The 22,467-nt window shown below is 64.3% G+C and carries 9 protein-coding genes; 7 read left to right on the top strand and 2 right to left on the bottom strand.

Annotation, left to right across the window (positions count from 1 at the left end):
• Positions 1–17: 17 nt before the first annotated feature.
• Positions 18–13,058 (bottom strand): BapA/Bap/LapF family large adhesin, encoded by a 13,041-nt coding sequence (locus ACEWE8_RS01510; protein ID WP_046784504.1) that lies wholly within the window; start codon positions 13,056–13,058, stop codon positions 18–20.
• Positions 13,059–13,243: 185 nt separating this feature from the next.
• Positions 13,244–14,794: a nitric oxide reductase transcriptional regulator NorR gene (gene norR / locus ACEWE8_RS01505; RefSeq protein WP_046784503.1), complete on the bottom strand. Its 1,551-nt coding sequence runs from the start codon at positions 14,792–14,794 to the stop codon at positions 13,244–13,246.
• A gap of 154 nt (positions 14,795–14,948) precedes the next feature.
• Between norR and hmpA the strand changes: the two genes are divergently transcribed.
• The 7 genes from hmpA to cyoE all read left to right on the top strand — a co-directional run bounded on the left by hmpA (position 14,949) and on the right by cyoE (position 22,391).
• Complete coding sequence (gene hmpA / locus ACEWE8_RS01500; RefSeq protein ID WP_046784502.1) at positions 14,949–16,127, top strand: NO-inducible flavohemoprotein; 1,179 nt, start codon at positions 14,949–14,951, stop codon at positions 16,125–16,127.
• A gap of 374 nt (positions 16,128–16,501) precedes the next feature.
• On the top strand, positions 16,502–17,008 hold the full coding sequence (locus ACEWE8_RS01495; protein ID WP_039601973.1) for a disulfide bond formation protein B: 507 nt from the start codon (positions 16,502–16,504) through the stop codon (positions 17,006–17,008).
• A 558-nt stretch (positions 17,009–17,566) separates the two neighbouring features.
• Complete coding sequence (gene cyoA / locus ACEWE8_RS01490) at positions 17,567–18,511, top strand: ubiquinol oxidase subunit II (RefSeq protein WP_012316183.1); 945 nt, start codon at positions 17,567–17,569, stop codon at positions 18,509–18,511.
• A 3-nt stretch (positions 18,512–18,514) separates the two neighbouring features.
• Entirely contained in the window at positions 18,515–20,533 is a 2,019-nt protein-coding gene (gene cyoB / locus ACEWE8_RS01485) for a cytochrome o ubiquinol oxidase subunit I (RefSeq protein WP_012316182.1), read from the top strand.
• Between the two features lie 3 nt (positions 20,534–20,536).
• The gene (cyoC, locus tag ACEWE8_RS01480) at positions 20,537–21,160 is read left to right on the top strand and encodes a cytochrome o ubiquinol oxidase subunit III (RefSeq protein WP_012316181.1); all 624 of its coding nucleotides are present in this window, start codon (positions 20,537–20,539) and stop codon (positions 21,158–21,160) included.
• Positions 21,160–21,492 carry a cytochrome o ubiquinol oxidase subunit IV gene (cyoD, locus tag ACEWE8_RS01475; RefSeq protein WP_012316180.1) on the top strand — a complete coding sequence of 111 codons (333 nt, stop codon included), beginning with the start codon at positions 21,160–21,162 and terminating at the stop codon, positions 21,490–21,492. Before cyoC ends, cyoD begins: the two co-directional genes overlap by 1 nt.
• 11 nt (positions 21,493–21,503) lie before the next feature.
• Complete coding sequence (cyoE, locus tag ACEWE8_RS01470) at positions 21,504–22,391, top strand: heme o synthase (RefSeq protein WP_046784501.1); 888 nt, start codon at positions 21,504–21,506, stop codon at positions 22,389–22,391.
• Positions 22,392–22,467: the final 76 nt, after the last annotated feature.

Below are 22,467 nucleotides of genomic sequence, written 5' to 3'. Positions count from 1 at the left end.
GGCGGGTTACTGCGGCCTCAGACGACATGAATGCCGTTTTGCACCCACAGGTGGTGGCTCGGGTCCTCCTGGGCCGTGTATTGGTTATAGTCGATGCCGTCGGCGCTCTGGCTGCCGGTGAGGTTCCAGTTATCGGTCATGTGCACCGAATCCTTGTCGTCGCCGTTGATCAGCAGCGTGCTGCTGCCGCTTTCGGTGACGGCCACCACATCCGCCAGGTTCAGCGTCAGGGTCACCCCGCTGGTGTCGTTGAGGTCGATGATCTCGATATCGTGGACACGCCCGGCCAGGGAGCCCAGGTCGATGCTGGCATCGCCGCCACCCCACAGCAGGGTGTCGGTACCACTGCCGCCCTCGACGCCGGCAAAGGCCTGGTCCACAACCACGAGGGTGTCGTCGCCGGCGCCGCCTTGCAGGCTGATCTGCCCACCCTGGCTGCCATCGAGTTGGTCATTGCCATCGGTGCCGGCAATCACCTCGGCGGAGGCCGCCGCGGCGACACTGGCCAGGGCCGCCCCCTCGTCGCCGCCGTCAGCCAGCAGCGAGGTGGTCGCGGTGAGCCCGGCAGCGTTGTCCAGGTTGATGGTCAGCGTTGCGGTATCGGTGGTGCCGTTGGGGTGCGTCAGTTCGTAGGTGAAAGTGTCCTGTTGGCCGACCACTGCCGAGGTCAGGCCCTCCTTGAGGGTATAGGTGTAGCTGCCGTCAGCGTTCACCAGAAGCGTGCCGTAGGTGCCGGTCACGCTGACGCCGTTGTAACCGGGGATGGCGTAGGTGTTGGCCGCTACCAGCACGCTGAGCACGGTCAGCGTCGAACCGAGGTTGTCGGCACCGCCGCCGGCGGTGTCGGTCAACAGGTTGCCGGTCACTGGGGTGTAGCCGCTGACCACGAACTCGTTGGTGTACGTGGTGGTGGTGTTGAGGCTGGTAGTGATCGAACTGAGCAGGCCGATGCCACCTGCGCTGACACGGATCTCGTAGGCACCTGGGCCCTGGTTCTGGAAGGTGTAGGCCGAGCCGCCGCCGAGCAGGCTGATCAGCGAACTGCCGGGCACAGACTGCACAAGTACGTACTGGCCGGTAGCCGTGTTGAGTTTGTAAAGGGCGATGGTGGTGCCGTTGAGCAGGCCCAGCAGGTTGGCGGAGTTGAGCACCACTTGCAGGTTGGCGGTGGTATCGGCGGCAACGGTGGTCTCGTAGATCGCCTGCCGCGAGCCGATCAGCGGCAGGGGCAGCGTTCCGAGTGTGGCGCTGTCGGTGTCCACCCGGTTTGCCAGGCTGATGTCGCTGCTGTCGATGTCGTTGACGGCATCGACCACCGTGGCGGGCGCGCCAAGGTTGCTGTCGCTCCAGACCTCCGTGGCTTGCGGGCTGTCGATCCGCACGTAGAGGTTGGCGACATCGGTCAGGCCGTTGCCGTGCACCAGTTGGTAGCTGAACACGTCCACCTTACCGACGCTGGACGGGGTGCCGTTCGGGGTGTAGGTGTAGCTGCCATCGGCGCGGATCACCAGGGTGCCATACAGGCCCTGCACCTCGGTGGCGCTGCCGGCGGTGACGTAGCTGCCGTTCTTGAGCACCTGCAGCACGGCGCTGCTGTCCGGGCCACGGGCATCGGTGGTGCCGTCGACACCGGGGTCGGTGATGACGTTGCCGGTAGTGGGGGTACCGGTGCCGGTGAGCTCGGTCAGGCTGGAGGTTTCGATGTCCAGCGTGGTGGTGACGTTGGTCACCAGGCCGATGCCGCCGCTGCCTACGGTCAGGCGGTATTCACCGGCCTGCAGTTCGCCGATGTCGACCTGCACCCCCTCGCCCAAGGGGAGCAGAATCAGGTCGAGCAGGCCCAGGCTGTTACCGGTAGCCAGTGTCACCCAGGCCCCGGACGCGTCTTTCACCTGCAGGGTGAAGGTGGCATTGTCGAGCAGGGCCAGGGCACTGCTGGTGGTCAGCGTCAGGGTCGGGTCCACCGTGGTGCCGGCGTCGACGGTCCAGGTGTAGGTCTTGCTGAAGCCCGCCAGCAGTGTGGTGAAACTGTCGGTGTAGGTCTGCGTGGCGACAACCGGTGCCAGGTTCACGGTGGCGGTGGCCAGATTGTCGCTGGCGGTCACCGGTGCGTTGGCGTCCACGTCCGGTGCGGTGATGGCAACGCTGCCGGAGGCGTTGTTGCGTGGGTCGGTCAGCGATACCGACAGTGTCTGGCCGTTGTCCTGGGCAGGGGTCAGGGTTACGGAGAAGGTGCCGTCGGGCTGCACCGTGCCGGTTTGCAGGACGGTGCCGGTGGAGCTGCGCACCGTGACCGTGGCGCCAGGCTCGCCGCTGCCGGTCAGGGTGCTGCCGTCGGCGCTGATCACCAGGTTGCTGGCCAGCGCTGGCGGGGTGAGGTCTGGAGCGGTCAGTGCGGTGCCGGTCGAGGTGTTGCCGGTGGCATCGGTCAAGGTGACTGTCAGGGCCTGGTTGTCGATTTGCGCCGCCGCCAGGCTGACCACGAACAGGCCGTTGCTGCCCACTGTGGCGGTGCCCAGCACGGTGCCTGCAGTGTCGCGCACGGTGACGGTGCTGCCGATCTGGCCAGAGCCGCTTACCGTGGTGCCGTTGGCGTTGATGGCGGCCACTGGCGCGGCGGGTGGCGTGGTGTCCGGTGCAGTGATGCTGGCGCTGCCGGACTGGTTGCCGGCGGCATCGGACTGGCGCACGGTAAGCAACTGCCCGTCGTTCTGCGTGCTGCTGAGGTTGACGGTGAAGCTGCCGTCGGGTTGTACCACGGCGCTGCCCAACGGTCCGCCCGGGCCGGTGACGGTGACTGTCGCGCCGGGCTCGCCGACGCCGGTCAGTACGGTGCCTGCGCCGGTCACGGCAAGGCTGGTCGGTGCAGCTGGCGCCTGTGTGTCCGGCGCGGTATAGCTGGTGCTGCCCGAGGCATTCTGTGCAACATCGACCTGCGTCACACCGAGTACCTGGCCGTTGAGCTGCGCGCTGGCCAGGTTGATGCTGAACACGCCGCCAGCGTTGACCACGCCGGTGCCGAGCACATTGCCACTGGCATCACGCACGGTGACCGTGGCATTGGCTTCGCCGGTACCGGTAAGCACCAGGCCATTGGCGGACAGCGCAGTGACCACCGGGTTGGCCGGCGCAGTGGTGTCGTCCGCCTGCACGAATACTGGCTGCGATTCGCCGCCTACCAGGTCCACGGCAGTGACCGACAGTGACTGCCCATTGAGTTGTGCGGTATCGAGTTGAAGGCTGAAGTCGCCGTTGAGGTCGGCTACGCCGCTGCCGATCAAGTCGCCGTCTTCGTCGTAGACGCGTATCGACGCGCCACTGGTGGCATTGCCGGTCAGCGTCAGGCCGTCACTGCCGAGCACCACATCGGTGGGGGGGGCTGGAGGTGGAACCAGGGGAGTCAGGTAAGTTTCTTCCTCCGAGGTGTTCGCGCCGTCGTTCTGGGTGACGGTCAAGATGGCGGCAGGCCCGGGGGCGGGGTCCAGTTCAATGGAGAAATTGCCGCTGGCATCGACCACGCCGGTGCCGATGGGATTGCCTGCCAGGCTGACGGTCACTGTAGCGTTGGGCTCACCGCGCCCGGTGAGCACGTCGTAGTCGGTATTGATTGCCAGGTTGGTGACCAGAGCAGGTGGCGACGTGTCGGTAGCCTGGTAGGTGGCTGGCAGCGAAGCATTGCCGGCGTCATCGGTAGAGACCACGGTCAGCAGTTGACCGTTGGTCTGCGCCGGGCTCAACGTCACGCTGAAGGTGCCGTCTACGGTGGCCTGGACGGTGCCGACAATGGTGTTGTCCGGGCCACGCACGGTGATGGTACTGCCGGGTTCGGCACTACCGATCAGCAGCGTGCCCGTCGGGTCCAGCGCCAAGTCGGCAGGTTGCGCTGGTGGCACCAAGTCCGGTGCGGTCACTTCGAATGGCGCGGAGGGGTTGCCGGTGACGTCCTGAGCGACGACGGTCAGTACCTGGCCGTCGATCTGTGGGGTTGTCAGGTCAAGCACGAAGGTGCCGTCAGGGTCGATCACGCCCTGGCCGACCATGTCGCCACGGTCGTTCATCACGGTGATGCGCGCCCCTGCTTCGCCGCTACCGGTGAGTTGGGTGCCGCTGTCGTTGAGCAACGCAACAACCGCAGCCGGCGGCGTGGTATCGACCGCGGTGACGGAGCTTATGGGCGATACGTTTTCGCTTTCGTCTGTCAGGGTTACCTGAAGGCTTTGGCCATTGAGCTGCGGCGAGCTGAGGTCGACCACGAAGGTGCCGTCGGCACCCACCGTGGCGGTGCCGATTTCAGTGGTGCCCAGGTATACCCTTACCGTGGTGCCTGCTTCGCCGACGCCGCTCAACTGATCGCCGGCAGCATTGAGGCGCAGTTCGGTTGCCGGTGCCGGTGGCGTGAGGTCGGGTGCATCGATCGTGACCGGCGCGCTGATGTTGCCGGGTGGGTCGGCCTGCTGTACCGCCAGCACTTGCTGGTTGATCTGGGCGGGCGCCAGTTCCACCGAGAAGCTGCCATCGGCGAGCACAATGGCCGTACCGAGCAGTACGCCTGCGGCATTGGTCACCGTGACGGTAGCGCCCGGTTCGCCAAGGCCGGTGACCACACTGCCATCGGCATTGATGGCCACCTCGGTGAGGATGGCCGGCGGCGTGAAATCAGGCGTTTGCAACGTGGCGACTGCCGACACGTTACCGGCTGCGTCGGCCTGGCTGAGGCTGAGCAGTTCGGCGTTGCCCAGCGCCGGGTTGAGGGTGACGGTGAAGTTACCGCTGGCATCGACCACTGCCGTACCGATTTCGTCGCCCTGCGCGTTGCTGACGCTGACCTGCGCGCCGGGCTCGCCGCGGCCGGTGAGGGTAACCCCGTCGCTGGAAATCGCAAGCTCGGTGGGGGCGGCCGGTGGGGTGGTATCGGCTGCAATGATGGCGCTGGGGTCGGACTGGTTGCCGGCGGCATCGGTCAGTATCACTTGCACCTGCTGGCCGTTGGCCTGTGGTGCGCTGAGGGTGACCTGGAAGGTACCGTCGGCGCGGACCACAGCGCTGCCCAGTGTGCTGCCATCGGCAGCCAGCACTTTGACGGTGCTACCGGCCTCGCCGGTACCGTTGAGCAAGCTGCCGCCGCCGGCAAATGCCAGGTTGCCGGCAGCATCAGGTGCCACACGGTCGGGCGCAGTCAGGCTGACACTGTCGGACTCGTTGCCCGCGGCGTCGGTCTGCTGTGCACTGAGTTGTTCGCCATTGATCTGTGCGGTGCTCAGGTCAATGCTGAAGTTGCCACTGGCATCGACCACGGCAGTGCCCAGGTCGACACCGCCTTCGCCGATCACGGCCACTGTGGCGCCCGGTTCACCGCGGCCGGTGAGCGTCAGGCCGTCGCTGCTCAGCACCAGGTTGGTCAGCGGTTGCGGGGCGGTGGTGTCCGGTGCCTGCAGGGTCGCAGGCAGCGAAGCACTGCCGTCGGTGCCCACGGCACTGACCTGCAAGACTTCGCCGTTGGCCTGTGCGCTGTCGAGGTTGACCGTGAAACTGCCGTCATTGCCGACTGGCGCAGTGCCCAACAGCACGCCGTCAGGCCCATACACATTGACGGTACTGCCGGGGGATGCATTGCCGGTAACCACCAGGCCATCGGCTGAGAGCGTCAGGTTGTCCGGAATGTCCGGTGCCAGGTTGCCCGGCGCGGTCACGGTCTGCGCCGGCGAGGCATTCTGCGCGGCATCGGCCTGGGTCACGCTGAGGCTTTCGCCGGCTGTGGCTGCAGGGCTGAGCGCTACGGTGAAACGGCCATCGCTGCCGACCGTGGCGGTCCCCAGCGAGGTGCCGTCGGGCGCACGCACGGTGACCGTGGCGCCGGCTTCGCCAGTACCTGTAAGGCTGGCGCCGTCGGCGGCGACGGCCAGGTTGGCGACGGCGGTGGGCGGTGTGGTATCGGCAGCGGTGTAAGGCGCGGCAGGCGACACGTTGCCTGCGGCATCTGTGGCGGTAACCTGCAAAGTCTGGCCGTTGGTCTGGGCGCTGCTCAGGGTGACCTGGAAGGTGCCATTGCTGCTGGCCACGGCGGTGCCCAGGATATTGCCTGCGGCATCACGCACAGTGACCGTGCTGCCTGCTTCGGCGCTGCCGCTCAACTGCAGGCCGGTACTGGCCAGGGCGAGGTCGGCTGGCGCCGCTGGTGGGGTGAGGTCCGGCGCTGTCACTGCAACAGGAGGCGAGGTGTTGTTGCCCGCGTCGGTCTGGGTCACGCTCAAGTTCTGGGCGTCAAGTTGCGCACTGGTCAGGGTGAGGGTGAAGCTGCCGTTGGCGGCCACCACGCCTGTGCCAATGATGGTGCCATCGGGGCCGCGCACGGTCACGCTGGCACCCGCTTCACCCAGGCCGGTGAGGGTCAGGCCATTGTTGTTGAGCACCACATTGGTCAGTGGGGCTGGTGGGGTGAGGTCGGCTGTACTGAGGGTGACAGCAGGCGAAGTGTTGCCCGCTGCATCCACCTGGCTCACACCGAGGGCCTGGCCGGTTGCCTGTGGGGTATCGAAGGTGACCGTAAACCGGCCATCGGCGCCCACGGTCGCGGTGCCGACCACGGTGCCGGCGGCGTTGCGCACCTGCACGGTGGCGCCGGCTTCGCCACTGCCTGACAGCTGTTTGCCATCGGCGCTGAGCACCGGGTTGTCGACCGCAGCCGGTGGCGTGCGGTCCGGTGTTGCCAGGCTCGCCGGGCCAGACACATTGCCAGCGGCATCGCTGAGGGTGACCTGCAAGGCGCTGCCGGTGGTTTGTGCATTTGGCAGAGTGACCTGGAACTGGCCGCTCTGGTTGACGGTACCTGTGGCCAGTACCGCGCCACTGGCATCGCGTACGGTCACCGTCGCGCCCGCCTCACCTTGGCCGCTGACTACGGTTGCCGCGCTGTTCAGGCTCAGGCCGGTGGCAGCATCAGGCGCTTGCAGGTCGGGCGCCTGCAAGGTGGCGGCGAGCGAGGTATTGCCCGCGGCGTCGCTCTGGGTAACGGTGAGGTTCTGGCCGTTGGCTTGCTGGGGTGTCAGGCTTACGCTGAATAACCCGTTGCTGCCGACGGTGGCTGTGCCCAGTTCAGTGCCTTGGGCATCGACCACGCGCACGGTCGCACCCACCTCGCCTTGGCCGATGAGGGTGCTGCCGCTGCGGTCGAGGGCAAGCTGGGTGGGGGCATCCGGCGCGGTGCTGTCCTCTGCAACGATGGTGGCTGGTACCGAGGGTTTACCCCCCGCTGTAAGGCGTGCGCTGACCTGCAGGGTCTGGGCATTGAGTTGGGCGTCGCTGAAGAACACTCGGAAGATGCCGTCGCTGCCGACCGTCGCGGTGCCCAGTGTGGTGCCGCCGGAGGTCACGGTGATCAGCGAGCCCACGGTGCCTTGGCCAGTCAAAAGGAAGCCGTCGGCACTGATGGTCAGGGCGGTTGGTGTAGCGACTTCGGTGCCGTCTGGCCCGGCCACGTCGACCGGGGTCTCGTTGCCACCGTCATCTCGTACCACTACCTGCACGGTATCGCCGGAAACCAGGGGTGGGTCGACTTCGACCACGAAGGTGCCGTCTGGCCCGGCGGTTGCGGTGCCCAGGTCGGTGGTGCCGTCGCGGACGATGATGGTGGTGCCGGGTTCGGCCATACCGCCGATGAAGCCGCCATCCGGGCTGACCGTTATGTCGGTCGCCGCAGCGGGCGGGGTGGTATCCGGCGCGGTGACGCTCGATGCGCCAGAGTCGTTGCCGGCTGCGTCGCTGACCACCACGGTCAGGGTCTCGCCATTGGTGAGCGGGGTATCCAGCGGCACGCTGAAGCTGCCATCGCCGTTCACTGCAACGGTGACGACAGTGCCATTGGGGTCGGTCACCGTGACCGAGCTGGCCCCGGGGGCGTTGCCGGTCACAGTGGTGCCATCCGGGCTGACGCTGACATCGGTCGGCAGTGCAGGGGGTGTAAGGTCCGGCGCAGTGGCCTGGGCTGCGGTGGAGGTGTTGCCGGCAGCATCGCTGAGGGTGACGTCGAGGCTCTGGCCATCCAGTTGGGCCGGTGACAGCGGCACGCTGAAGTTGCCACCCACCGGGACCACGACCGTGCCCAGCAGGTCGCCGTTGGCATTGCGCACTTCAACGGTGGAGCCCACCTCGCCGTTGCCTTGCAGCGCTGTGCCATCGGCACTGACTTGCAGGCCTGTGGGGGCGGCGGGGCCGGTTGTATCGTCAGCGGTGAAGGTGGCCGATGGCGATGTATTGCCCTCGCCGTCGACAAGCACCACCGACAGTACTTCGCCGTTGGTCTGGGGTGGGGCGAGGGTCACGGTGAAGCTGCCGTCAGGCTGCACTTGGGCATCGCCCAGCAGTTGCCCGCCGGCATCGCGCACTTCTACGGTGGCGCCTGGCTCACCTTGCCCGCTCAGCACACTGCCATCTGCGTTCAGCCCCAGGCCTTGTGCTGGTTGCGGTGCTTCGAGGTCGTTGGCAGTGACAGTGTCGGCAGCGGAAGTGTTGCCCGCAGCGTCCGCCTGGGTGACGGACAGCGTCTGACCGTTGAGTTGCGGTGGGTCGATGGTTACCCGGAAGCTACCGTCGGCCTCCACCACGGCGGTGCCCAATACTGCGCCGCCAGTGCCGGTGACGCGCACTTGCGCGCCGGGTTCGCCGCTACCGGTAACCACGGTGCCATCTGCGGCAAGGGCCAGGCCGGTGGGGGTGTCGGGCGCCTCGTTGTCCGGAGCAGGCAGGTCGACCGCTGCTGACACGTTACCGGTCGGGTCGCGTTGTTCAACGGTCAAGGCCTGGCCATTGGTCTGTGGAGGGGCCAGGGTGAGTTCGAAGGTGCCGTCGCCGGCCACCTCGACGCTGCCCAGCACCGCGCCGTCGGGGCTGCGCACGATCACCGTGGCACCTGGTTCGCCAGTGCCGGTAACGGTGGTGCCGCTGTCGTCGATGCTCGGGTTGCCGACAACTTGCGGTGGGGTGCTGTCGGGGGCGGTGAAGTCGACCGGGCCGGCACTGTTGCCGAGATTGTCGGTGGCCTCCACGGTGAGGCTTTCGCCGTTGCGCTGTGGCGGGTCGAGGGTGACATCGAAGCGCCCGTCGGCGCCGACTGTCGCGGTGCCCAGCACGGTACCGTCCGCCGCACGTACCGTGACGATCGAGCCGCTCTGGCCCTGGCCGGTGAGGTGCAGACCAGCGCTGTCGACGGCCAGCCCGGAAGGCTGCAAAGGCCCGTCCAGGTCGGGCGCGGTCAGGGTTGCGGTCGAGGTGTTGCCCGCAGCATCACGCAATACCACGTCGAGCATCTGGCCATCGGACTGGGCCGGTGTCAGTGTGAGGGTGAAGACGCCGTTCGCGCCGACCACTGCAGTGCCCAGCACCGTGCCCTGGGCATCGCTCACCTGCACGCTGGCCCCGGGTTCACCACGGCCAGTGAGGGTAGCGCCATCGGCGCTCAGTTGCAGATCACTGGCCGGGTTGGGCGGGGTGATGTCCGGTGCGCCGACCTGGGTCGGCAGTGAGCTGTTGCCGTCGGCGTCCAAGGCCACCACATCGAGCAGCTCACCATTAGCCTGAGCGGGATCAAGGGCGACGGTGAAGTTGCCGTCATTGCCCACTTGCACGCTGCCCAGCACATTGCCTTGGGCATCGCGCACCTCCACCAGGCTGCCAGCCGGAGCGGTGCCGCTGACGGAGGAACCATCGGCGGCCACTACCAGCCCGGCCGGCCTTTCTGGTACCGGCGTCTGCGGCACGATGACGTTCAGGTCGGCCGATGGGTTACCGGCTGCATCGCTCTGCTGCAGCACGATGGTTTCGCCCGCGTTCAGCGGGGCGTCCAGCTCGACCAGGAAGGTGCCATTGGAGGCCACTGTACCGGTGCCGATCACATTACCGTCGGCGTCGCGCACTTGCACCGTGGCGCCGGCTTCACCCCGACCTGCTATCACTTGGCTGCCAGCCCCCACCACTACGCCGGTGATGATTGCCGGGGCAGTGATGTCCGGGGCGGTGAAGCCCAGGGGGGCAGAGCTGTTGCCTGCGGCATCGATGACGCTGATGGCCAAGGCTTCGCCATTGGCTTGCAACGGGTCGAGGGTGAGGCTGAAACTGCCGTCCGGCCCGGCGATAGCGCTGCCGATGAGGATGCCGTCAGCGTCGCGCACTTCTATACGGGCGCCGGGTTCGGCGCTGCCGGCCAGGGTTTCCCCAGCGCTCAGGGTCAGACCGGTGGGTTGTTCCGGAGCCACCAGGTCTGGGGCTGTCAGTGGGCTTGGGGGCGAGGCATTGCCCGCAGCATCGGTCAGGGTCACCTGCAGCGACGAGCCGTCAATCACTGGCGAGCTCAGTTGCAGGGTGAAGGTGCCGTCTGGCAGCACAGTAGCGGTACCGATCACCTGGCCCTGATCATCCCGTACCTCTACCGTTGCGCCAGCTTCGCCGCGGCCTGAGACCGTACGGCCATCGGCGCTGATGGCCAGGTTGCTGGCCGGCGCCGGTGGCGTGGTATCGCCGCCACCGGTGTCGATGTCCGGCGCTGTGACGTTGCCTGCTGTCGAGGCGTTGCCTGTGGCATCGGTGGCGGTGACTTGCAGCTGCTCGCCATCCACCTGGGGCGGGTCGAGGGTGATGCTGAAGGCGCCGGTCGCACCGACCACGGCGCTGCCCAGTACCGTGATGCCATCGGCGGCGAGTACACGCACGGTGCTGCCCGGTTCGGCGCGCCCGGTAACGACGCTGCCGTCAGGGCTGACAGCCAGTTCGCTCGGGATCGCTGGCGCTGTGATATCGGGCGCCGTGACCTGCGCAGGCAAGGAGGACGCCCCGCTGCCATCGATGGCACTCACGTCAAGCAGCCCGCCGTTGGCTTGTGCCGGGGCGAGTACAACGGTGAAGGTGCCTTCGGCGCCGACCACGACGCTGCCGACCAGCGCGCCGTTGGCGTCGCGCACTTCGACACGGCTGCCGGCCGGGGCATTGCCGGTGAGGGTGGTGCCATCGGCGGCGATCACCAGGTCGCTGGGGCTGTCCGGTACCGGTGTCAGCGGCACTTCGAACGGCAGCGCTTCGGACGCGTTGCCACTAGGGTCGGTCTGCACCAGGCTCAGTTGCGCGCCGGGTTGTGCGGCCGGGTCAAGGTCGATCAGGAAGGTGCCGTTGGTGCCGACCACGCCGGTACCGATCAAAGTGCCATTGGCATCGCGCACCTCTACGGTGGCGCCGGCTTCACCACGGCCGCTCAGGGTCAGGCCACCATTGCCTACGACGATCGTGCTGACTTCGGCAGGTGGGGTAACGTCCGGTGCATCGAATTGAAGCGGTGCGGAGCTGTTGCCCGCCGCATCGACCAGGCGTACGTCCAGCGCCTGGCCGTTGGCCTGGGCGGGTGAGAGGGTGAGACTGAAATTGCCGTCAGGGCCAACCTGGCCGGTGCCGATCACCGCGCCGTTGGCGTCGCGGACCTGCACGGTTGCGCCAGGCTCGCCACGGCCGGTCAGGGTCACGCCGTCAGCCAAGGCCAGGTCGGAAGGTTGTGCGGGTGGCTGCAGGTCCGCCGAGGTCACAGTGCCCGGCTGGGACACGTTGCCGGCTGCATCGGTAAGCACTACTTGCAGGGGGCTGCCGTCGTTCACCGGTGGTGTCAGGGTGAGCTGGAAGGTGCCGTCTGCGCCGACCGTGCCGGTGGCCAGAATGTTGCCTTGTACATCGCGCACCTGCACGGTTGTGCCGGCTTCGCCGCGGCCGCTGAGTTGCCGACCCGCCAAGCCGATCACCAGGTTGGTGGGGGCATTGGGGGCAGTGGTGTCGGGCGGGTTGCCAACACCATCATCCGGTGCGTTGATGGCGGTGGCTGGCGAGGTATTGCCGGCGGCGTCCCGGGCGCTGACTTGCAGCGCCTGGCCATCGGTTTGCGGGGGTTGCAGGGCAATGCTGAACAGCCCGTCGGCACCTGCTACCGCGGTGCCAAGCACGGTACCGTCGGGGGCTCGCACCTGCACGGTGGCCCCTGGCTCGGCGCGGCCGGTAACGGTAGTGCCTTGCGCGTTGATGGCCAATTCGGAGGGGGATGCAGGCGCCGTCGCGTCCGGCGCGGTCAGCGCTGCGGGCTGCGAGGCATTGCCCGCAGCATCGGTGAGTGTGACCCCCAGGTTTTCGCCGTTGATCTGGGGCCGGCTGAGGGGGATATTGAAGGTGCCGTCGGCGCCTACGGTGCCGGTGCCAATCACATTGCCTGCGCCATCCCGGACTTGCACAGTGCTGCCGGCTTCGCCACGACCGGTCACGACCGTGCCTTGCGCATTGATCGCCAATTCCGTAGCGGCCTGCGGCACGGTGGTGTCTGGCGCGACCACGCTGCCGGCCTGCGATGTGTTGCCCGACGGACCGGTCAGGGTGACATTGAGGCTTTCGCCATTGACCTGGGGCGAGTTCAAGGTGATGTCGAACGTACCGTCGGCGCCCACCGTGCCGCTGCCGATCAGGTTGCCGGCGCCATCGCGTACATTCACCGTGGCACCTGCCTCGCCGCGGCCGGTCAGGCGCAGACCATCGGGCGAAACCAGCAGGTCGATAGGCGTGGCGGGTGGCGTGGTGTCGCCTGGCGCGGAGCCGCCGCTGCTGCCGCCACCACCACCGCTACCTGCGGCGGCGGCAGCGCCGCCAACGCCCAGCAGGCTCAGGCCGGCAATCGCCCAGGTCGGGGTTTCGCTGCCAGCGACGCCGATGCCTGCGACCAGTTCATCGAGCGAGGCGACTTCCTCGAAGGTGAAACCGGTGAAGGCCTCGGCATCGTAGTTGGCGTGCCACAGGGTGCCGTCTTCGCCGACGAAGACCATGTCACTGCCGACACCCGCCTGGTCCACGGCAAAGAAGTTGCCGACGGTGACCTTTTCCCCTGACTTGAGTGTGACGATCAGGTCCTGACCCCGTCGGGTCACGGTTGCCACCTGGTCAGGCGCAACGGGCATCTGCACCACGCCTGGGCTGTTGAGCGTGATATTGCCCCAGGCATTCTGGGTGGCGACGGTGGTTTGTTTGTCGGCGACGACGATGTTGTCCATGGATGCTCCCTGCTGGTGTGCGGTACACAGGGTCGGCGTGGGCGATCCTGCTGGCGCAACCGCTTGTGCAGGAGCACGCAGCCCGGCCGTATGAACGGCCCTGTTACCGGTGGTAAGGGAGATATAGCAGCGCAGCGGAAAGCAACCAGAGGCTTTCTGGGTTAATCCTTTGGTAGGAAACGCGTCTAGCGCAGGCCCAGGCGCCGAGCCAAGCGGTTTAGATTGGCGCGATCCAGGCCCAGTTCGCGTGCTGCGGCGGCCCAGTTGTCCTGATGGCGCTGCAGGCAGGCATCGATGATCTGGCGTTGGTAGCCGTCGACCGCTTCGCGCAAGCCACCTTCGGCCAGCGACGGCGCCGGCAGGGGGGCAGGGGAGGGGGCCTGTGCCACGCTCGCCACGGTACGCAGGTCCAGGTCACTGGCTTGCAGGGTAAGGATGCGTGGCCGGTCCGGGTGCTGGCCCATGGCCTTGAGGGCCGAGCGGCCAATGAGGTGTTCCAGTTCGCGCACGTTGCCTGGCCAGTCGTAGGCCAGTAGCGCCGCTTGCGCTTCATTGCTCAGGCGCAGGCTGTTCAGGCCCAGTCGTGATCGATTCTGTTCGAGGAAGTAGCCTGCCAATAGCAGCACATCGCGCCCACGCTCGCGTAGCGGCGGCACCTGCAGCGGGTACACGCTCAGGCGGTGATAGAAGTCGGCGCGGTAGTTGCCGTTGCGCACCTCAGCGGCAAGGTCGCGGTTGGTTGCTGCGATCAGGCGCACATCCACTGTGTGTTCGCGGTCTGAGCCCAGGCGCTGCAGTTGCCCGCTTTGCAATACCCGCAGCAGCTTTGCCTGCACCGCCAGCGGCAGTTCGCCCACTTCGTCGAGAAACAGCGTGCCGCCGTTGGCCAGTTCGAACTTGCCGCGACGCTCACCGTGGGCGCCGGTAAAGGCCCCGCGCACATGGCCGAACAGTTCGCTTTCCACCAGCGTGTCGGGCAGCGCGGCGCAGTTGAGGCTGATCAGGGGCTTGTTTGCGCGGTGGCTGGCCTGGTGCAGGGCCTGGGCCACCAGTTCCTTGCCCACGCCAGTTTCGCCGGTGATCAGCACGGTCAGGTCGCTACCGCCAACCAGGCGTATTTCATCCAGCAGGCGCTTGTGCGCCGGGCTTTGGCCAATCAGCTCTTTGTCCTGGCCGCTGGCCTGGCGATAGATTTCGGCGCGCTGGTGCTCATCCTCGGCGCGCAGTGCCAGGTGCTCGATGCGTTCGGCCACCGTGACCGTGGCGGCTGCCAGGCTGGCGAAGGCCTGCAGGGCATCGAGCTCCAGGCTTTGGAACTGGCCCGGGGTGAGGGCATCGAGGGTTACCAGGCCCCATGGGCGCTCGTCGACCATCAGCGGGCAGCCCATGCAGTCATGCACGTGAAGGTCGACGTCGTGGGCATTGACCAGGCCGTCATAGGGGTCGGGCAACTGGGAGTCGCTGGGAAAGCGGGTGGGCTCGGCGCGGCTGAGCAAAACCTGGAAGCGCGGATGCTCGCTGACTTTGAAGCGCCGGCCCAGGGTATCGGCAGACAAACCGTCGACAGCCAGTGGCACCAGCCATTCGCCATCGAGCCGCAGCAGTGCAGCGGCATCGCAGGGCAGCAAGCCGCGCATGGCTTGTAGCAGGCGGCGGTAGCGTTCCTCTTCGGGCAGGTCACGGGACAGGTCGCTGACCAAGGGGAGCAGGGCGGTGAGCAGCGGCTTTGCAGTCATAAGGACTCCTGTTGGTCCAAATGACTATACGCCGAGCCTGGTCGTTTTGACATGCACTTAGCCAACATCATGATTTTATTGATATTTAAGGTTGGCACGAATACTGATACTGCACATGCAACCATTCGAAGCCTCTGGCTCAGGAGTTGTTGCAATGCTCAATGCCGAACAACGTGCAATCATCAAAGCCACTGTCCCGCTGCTGGAAACCGGTGGGGAGGCGCTGACCACCCACTTCTACAAATTGATGCTCAGCGAGTATCCGCAAGTGCGCCCACTGTTCAACCAGGCGCATCAGGCCAGTGGCGACCAGCCGCGCGCCCTGGCCAACGGCGTGCTGATGTACGCCCGGCACATCGACCAGCTGGAACAGCTCGGCGGCCTGGTCGGCCAGATCATCAACAAGCATGTCGCCTTGCAGATCCTGCCGGAGCATTATCCGATCGTCGGCAGCTGCCTGCTGCGTGCCATCGAGGAGGTGCTCGGCAAGGAGATCGCCACTGCAGAGGTGATCGCTGCCTGGGGCGCGGCCTATGGGCAGTTGGCCGAGATCCTCATTGGCGCCGAGGAAGGCCTCTACAAACAGAAGGAAGAGGCTGCCGGTGGCTGGCGCGGTACCCGCGAATTCCGCCTGGTACGCCGCGAGCAGGAAAGCAGCGAGATCGTTTCGTTCTACTTCGCTCCTGTCGACGGCAAACCGGTGCTCAAGGCTGAACCGGGCCAGTACATCGGCTTGCAGCTGTTCATCGACGGCGCCGAGCAGCGTCGCAATTATTCGCTGTCGGCCTTGTGCGATGGCAAGCAATACCGCATCAGCGTCAAGCGTGAGGCGGGCGGCAAGGTGTCCAACTACCTGCATCATGAAATGATGGTCGGCAGTACCGTGCAACTGTTCCCGCCGTCTGGTGACTTCACCCTTGCCGCCAGTGACAGGCCGCTGGTGCTGATCAGCGGTGGTGTCGGTATCACACCGACCCTGGCCATGCTCGAGGCGGCCCTTGAAACCAAGCGACCGGTGCATTTCATCCACTGTGCGCGCAATGCAGGGGTGCATGCGTTCCGTGACTGGGTCGATGGGCTGGCCGAGCGTCACCCGCAGCTCAAGCGCTTTTATTGCTATGCCGAGGATAATGGTTCGCACGACGCCAATGCGGTGGGGCTGTTGAGCCAGGAGCTTTTGGCTGAATGGATGCCGGGTGAGCGTGACGTGGATGCGTACTTCCTCGGGCCCAAGAGCTTCATGGCGGTGATCAAGCGTCACCTTAAAGAGCTGGGGGTGCCCCAGCAGCAGAGCCGCTACGAGTTCTTCGGGCCGGCGGCAGCTCTGGAGTGATGTGCTGACTGTTCGGACCCCATCGCCGGCAGGTCGGCCCCCACAGGTACGCTGGCGTACCTGTGGTTTCTGGGCTGCTTTGCATATAAAGGAAAGATGAACCGCGCCAGCCATCTTTCATCGTTAATCGTCCTTTAATCACTGTATCCTTCACTCCCGGGTGTCGAGGGGCTCGCCCCTGCGCGGCGCCCGGGTAGCCGCTTTTTTACCGGCCGACGTTGAACCGATGTCACACCAGCCGGTCTCAAGCCCACTCCGGATAGCCCTCGCAGTGCTGTCTTGCCGCTTCCTCGACACGCTAACGGTCAGACCTGCGTGTAGACTTGCGCCAGGCAGGTGGACCACGCTGCCCCTATCCATCGAAGGAACCGGCAATGAACGAACAAACATCGCGCCTGAATCGGGAACGGCGCTTTCTGGTGCTGCTGGGGGTGATCTGTCTCGCCCTGATCGGTGGCGCTTTGTACATGCAGGTGGTGCTCGGCGAAGCTCCCTGCCCACTGTGCATCCTGCAACGCTATGCCCTGCTGTTCATCGCCGTGTTTGCCTTCATCGCCGCCGCGATGCCCGGGCGGCGCAGCCTGACGTTGTTCGAAGGGCTGGTGGTGCTGAGCGCAATTGGCGGAATCGTTGCGGCCGGCAACCATGTGTATATACTCGCCAACCCCATGGTCAGTTGCGGTATCGATACCCTGCAGCCGATCGTCGACGACCTGCCGCTGGCCAAGCTCTGGCCGCTCGCATTCCAGGTCGACGGTTTCTGCAGCACGCCATACCCGCCGATCCTCGGTTTGTCCCTGGCGCAATGGGCACTGATGGCGTTCGTGCTGACGGCCATCCTGGTTCCGCTGGGCATCTACCGCAATCGGCGCCAGCCTTAGACATAAGTCCCGAATTTGCTGTGGTCTTTTGCACCCACAGAGAAGAGGGAAAAGTCGCCTCCCGCTTGATCCAGATCAACCACAAAGCCTTGCGCAATGCGGGTTTGAGGCCTATCAAGCGGGGTGCGACAAACTGTCGCGAAGTTGAATTTTTGACCAGTATTGTTACGTATTCTGTAAAAGACTGTTGCTCAATAAGTCATAGTCAAGGGTTGGCGACCTCACTACAATCGCCCCCAATTTCCGTTCGGCACTGCTTGCGAGTCGCAGGATTGAAGGAAGCCCCAGCGCTTTCTTTTGCTGACTTCGTCAAGTTTCGCCCAGCGGCGATACCGGGCGGATACCCCTCCGCGTTTTCCCGCACCAAATGGACTTGGTCTGAAGTACAGGCCTGTTGCCTACGAAACCATAAGCACCGCTAACACGCTTGAGCCAAGGTCCTGCAGTCGGACCCCAGGCAGGAGCGTATTCGGGCGCGAAATGCCTCACTTGGCAGGACGAAGTGTTGGCTACCAAAACACAAATTGCATTGAAGCAAGCTGATCTAGAGGTCGTGAGATGAGTAAAAAGCGTTACCCCAGACTGTTTGGCATATTGCCCTTTTTAGGCATGCTTTTACTCAGCGGGTGCAACTGGACCCTGCTCGACCCGAAAGGTCAGGTCGGCATTGAGCAAAAGAACCTCATCCTCATCGCTACCGGCCTGATGTTGCTGGTGGTGATCCCGGTCATCATCATGACCGTGGCCTTCGCCTGGAAGTACCGTGCTTCCAACAAGGCTGCCACCTACACCCCGGACTGGTCGCACTCGACCAAGATCGAGGCTGCGGTGTGGATCATCCCGATCCTGATCATCATTGCCCTGGGTTATGTCACCTACAAGTCCACCCACAAGCTGGACCCATACCGTCCGCTGGATTCGGACGTGAAGCCGATCCAGATCGACGTGGTCGCACTGGACTGGAAGTGGCTGTTCATCTACCCGGAGCAGGGCATCGCAACGGTCAACAAGATCAACTTCCCGGCTAACACCCCGGTCAACTTCCGCGTCACCTCCGACGCCGTGATGAACTCGTTCTTCATCCCGGGCCTGGGCGGCCAGATCTACGCCATGGCCGGCATGACCACCAAGTTGCACCTGATCGCCAACGAAAACGGCGTGTTTGACGGTATCAGCGCCAACTACAGCGGTGCTGGCTTCACCGGCATGAAATTCAAGGCTACTGCCACTTCCCAGGAAGACTTCGACAAGTGGGTCGCCGAAGTGAAGCAGTCGCCTCTGAAACTGGGCAAGGCCGAGTACGAAGCACTGGCCAAACCTAGCGAATACAACCCAGTCGCGCTGTACAGCGAGGCGCCAGCGGAGCTGTTCCAGACCATCGTCGACAAGTACGAAGGCATGAACCGCGGCAAGCCGGTCCACGAAGAAGCAGGCAGCAAAGATCTGGCCACCACCACGGGTGTGGAATCGAGTACGCAACCAGCTGCCGGTGCAGAGGAGTAAGAGATGTTCGGTAAATTAAGCCTGGAGGCGATACCCTATCACGAGCCGATAGTCATGGTGACGCTTGCCATGATCGCGCTCGGCGGTATCGCTGTCGTCGGCCTTATCACCTATTTCCGCAAGTGGACCTACTTGTGGACCGAGTGGCTGACCACGGTCGACCACAAGAAAATCGGGGTGATGTACATCATCGTCGCGATGGTCATGCTGCTGCGCGGCTTTGCCGACGCCATCATGATGCGTACCCAGCTGGCTGCTGCTACCGGCGGCTCCGAAGGCTACCTGCCGCCTGAACACTATGACCAGATCTTCACCGCTCACGGTGTGATCATGATCATCTTCATGGCGATGCCGTTCTTCACCGGCCTGATGAACCTTGCGGTTCCTCTGCAGATCGGTGCACGTGACGTTGCCTTCCCGTTCCTGAACTCCCTGAGCTTCTACCTGCTGCTGGCAGGCGTGCTGCTGGTCAACATCTCGCTGGGCGTTGGTGAATTCGCCAAGACCGGCTGGGTTGCCTATCCGCCGCTCGCGGGCATTCAGTACAGCCCTGGGGTGGGTGTCGACTACTACATCTGGGCGCTACAGCTATCCGGATTGGGTACGACGCTAACCGGTGTGAACTTCCTCGTCACCGTGATGAAGATGCGCGCACCAGGCATGAAACTGATGGACATGCCGATCTTCACCTGGACCTGCACCTGGGCCAACGTGCTGATCGTCGCTTCCTTCCCGATCCTGACCGCTGCACTCGCACTGCTGACTGTTGACCGTTATCTGGACTTCCACATTTTCACCAACGAGCTTGGTGGGAACCCGATGATGTACGTCAACCTGTTCTGGGCGTGGGGTCACCCTGAGGTTTACATCCTGATCCTGCCGGCCTTCGGCGTGTTCTCGGAAGTGACTTCGACCTTCTCCGGCAAGCGTCTGTTCGGCCACCACTCGATGATCTACGCATCGGGCGCGATCGCCATCCTGGGCTTTGCCGTATGGCTGCACCACTTCTTCACCATGGGTGCCGGCGCCAGCGTCAACACCTTCTTCGGCCTGGCGACGATGCTGATCTCCATTCCGACGGGTGTGAAGCTGTTCAACTGGCTGTTCACCATGTACCAGGGCCGTGTGCGCTTCACCGCACCGATGATGTGGACCCTGGGCTTCATGATCACCTTCTCCATTGGTGGCATGACCGGCGTTCTGCTGGCTGTTCCAGGTGCTGACTTCGTGCTGCACAACAGCCTGTTCGTTATCGCTCACTTCCACAACGTGATCATCGGTGGTGCGGTATTCGGCTACATTGCCGGCTTCGCCTTCTGGTTCCCGAAAGCCTTCGGCTTCACCCTGAACGAGAAGTGGGGCAAAGCTGCCTTCTGGTTCTGGATCTCGGGCTTCTACGTTGCGTTCATGCCGCTGTATGCCCTGGGCTTCATGGGCATGACCCGTCGTCTGAACCACTCCGACAACCCGCTGTGGGAACCCTACCTGTACGTTGCCGTCGTCGGCGCCGTGCTGATCCTGTTCGGTATCGCTTGCCAGCTGATCCAGATCTACGTTTCGGTCCGCGACCGCAACCAGAACCTGGACGTGACCGGCGACCCATGGGGCGGCCGTACCCTGGAATGGTCGACTTCGTCGCCACCTCCGTTCTACAACTTCGCCCACATGCCTGAGAAAGTTGGCCTGGACTGCTGGCACGAAGCCAAGGAAGCCGGTGTTGCCTACAAGGCACCGAGCAAGTACGAGCCGATCCACATGCCGAGCAACACTGCTACCGGCTTGTTCATGGGCCTGTTCCTGACCGTCTTCGGCTTCGCCTTCATCTGGCACATCTGGTGGCTGGTGGGCGCGAGCCTGGTTGCGACCATCGCTGTCTTCGTTCGCCACGCTGCGCGTGACGACCAGGGCTACATGGTTCCGGCCGAAGAAGTGGCGCGCATCGAAGGCGAGCGCATGAAAGCGCTGGCCAAAGCAGGTGCTCTGCCTGCCGGCGCACGTGTCGAATCGTTTGAGCGGGTGTAATCAATGTCCAGTCAAGTAATCCACGGCGCTGCTCATGGTCACGACCATGGGCACGACGATCACCACCACGACTCGGGCCAGATGACCGTACTCGGTTTCTGGCTGTACCTGATGACCGACTGCATCCTGTTTGCGTCGCTCTTCGCCACCTACGCGGTGCTGTCCGGCAGTTTTGCCGGCGGCCCGTCGGGTCATGACATCTTCCAGCTCGATTTCGTAGCTGTAGAAACGCTGTTCCTGCTGCTGTCCTCGATCACCTTCGGCTTCGCCATGCTGAAGATGTTCGACGGCAAGAAAGCAGGCGTGCTGGGCTGGTTGGCAGTGACCTTCCTGTTCGGCGCTGCGTTCATCGCGATGGAAATCTACGAGTTCCATCACCTGATCGCTGAGGGCTACGGCCCGCAGCGCAGTGGCTTCCTGTCGGGCTTCTTCGCCCTGGTAGGCACCCACGGCCTGCACGTGACCGCCGGCCTGATCTGGATGGCAATCATGATGTACCAGATCAACAAGCACGGCATCACGCCGACCGCCAAGACCCGCATGAGCTGCCTGAGCCTGTTCTGGCACTTCCTGGACGTGGTCTGGATCTGCGTATTCACCGTCGTTTACCTGCTGGGGGTTCTGTAATGGCTAACGCACACGACACTCATCACGAAGGTAACCACGGCAGCGTGAAGTCCTACATGATCGGCTTTGTACTGTCGATCATCCTGACCGCGATCCCGTTCGGCCTGGTGATGTACCCGAGCCTGCCGAAGAACCTGACCGTCCTGATCGTGGTGGCCATGGCCGTCATCCAGGTGGTAGTGCACCTCGTGTACTTCCTGCACATGGACCGCTCGAAAGAGCAGCGTTCCAACGTGTCGACGTTCCTGTTCACCACCATGGTGATTGCACTGCTGGTCGGCCTGTCGCTGTGGATCATGTTCAGCATCCACTACGAAATGATGGCCAAGTGAGGTAAGACTGCATGTCCGTTAAGCACTTTATCCAAATCACCAAACCGGGGATCATTTTCGGTAACGTGCTTTCCGTGGCAGGCGGTTTCTTCCTTGCCTCGAAGGGCCATGTAGACTTCGCCCTGTTCCTGGCGGTGGTAATAGGTACGTCCCTGGTGGTTGCGTCCGGTTGCGTGTTCAACAACTGCATCGACCGCGACATCGATATCAAGATGGAACGTACCAAGAACCGCGTCATGGTCCAGGGCGGCATGTCGCTGACCCTCGCGCTGGTCTACGCCACCCTCCTCGGGGTGGCGGGCTTCAGCCTGCTGTATGTCCAGGCCAACCCGCTGGCGGCGTTCTGTGCGCTGATCGGGTTCATCGTCTACGTCGGTTTCTACAGCCTCTGGCTGAAGCGCAAATCGGTGCACGGCACCTTGGTTGGCAGCCTGTCCGGTGCCATGCCTCCGGTGATCGGCTACTGCGCCGTGAGCAATAGCTTCGACCTGGCGGCGGTGACCCTGCTGGTGATGTTCAGCCTGTGGCAGATGCCGCACAGCTTCGCGATCGCAATCTTCCGCTTCAAGGATTACAGCGCTGCCAACATTCCGGTCCTGCCGGTGGCACGTGGCATCCTCGCGGCCAAGAAGCAGATCGTGCTGTACGTGCTGGCCTTCGTGCTCGCTACCCTGATGCTCACCCTCGGCGGTTACGCCGGCCTCGGCTACCTGGCCGTGGCAGCTGCCATGGGCCTGTACTGGCTGTACATGGCCTGGGGTGGTTACAAGGCCGAGGACGACAGCAAGTGGGCCCGCAAGGTGTTCGGCTTCTCCATCCTCACCGTTACCGCCCTGAGCGTGATGATGGGTGTGGACAGCCAGACCGCTGCGGACGTGCTGATGACCTACGCACGCTGATACAGTCGCCTGTTACACGAAAACCCCGGCCATGTGCCGGGGTTTTTTTTTCGATTCTGGCCCTATCATCGGCTTG

It is taken from the genome of Pseudomonas sp. TR47, assembly GCF_044143025.1.
Lineage (GTDB): Bacteria > Pseudomonadota > Gammaproteobacteria > Pseudomonadales > Pseudomonadaceae > Aquipseudomonas > Aquipseudomonas putida_E.
The sequence above is the reverse complement of the archived record's forward strand: the minus strand, read 5'-3'. Positions and strand labels throughout refer to the sequence as shown.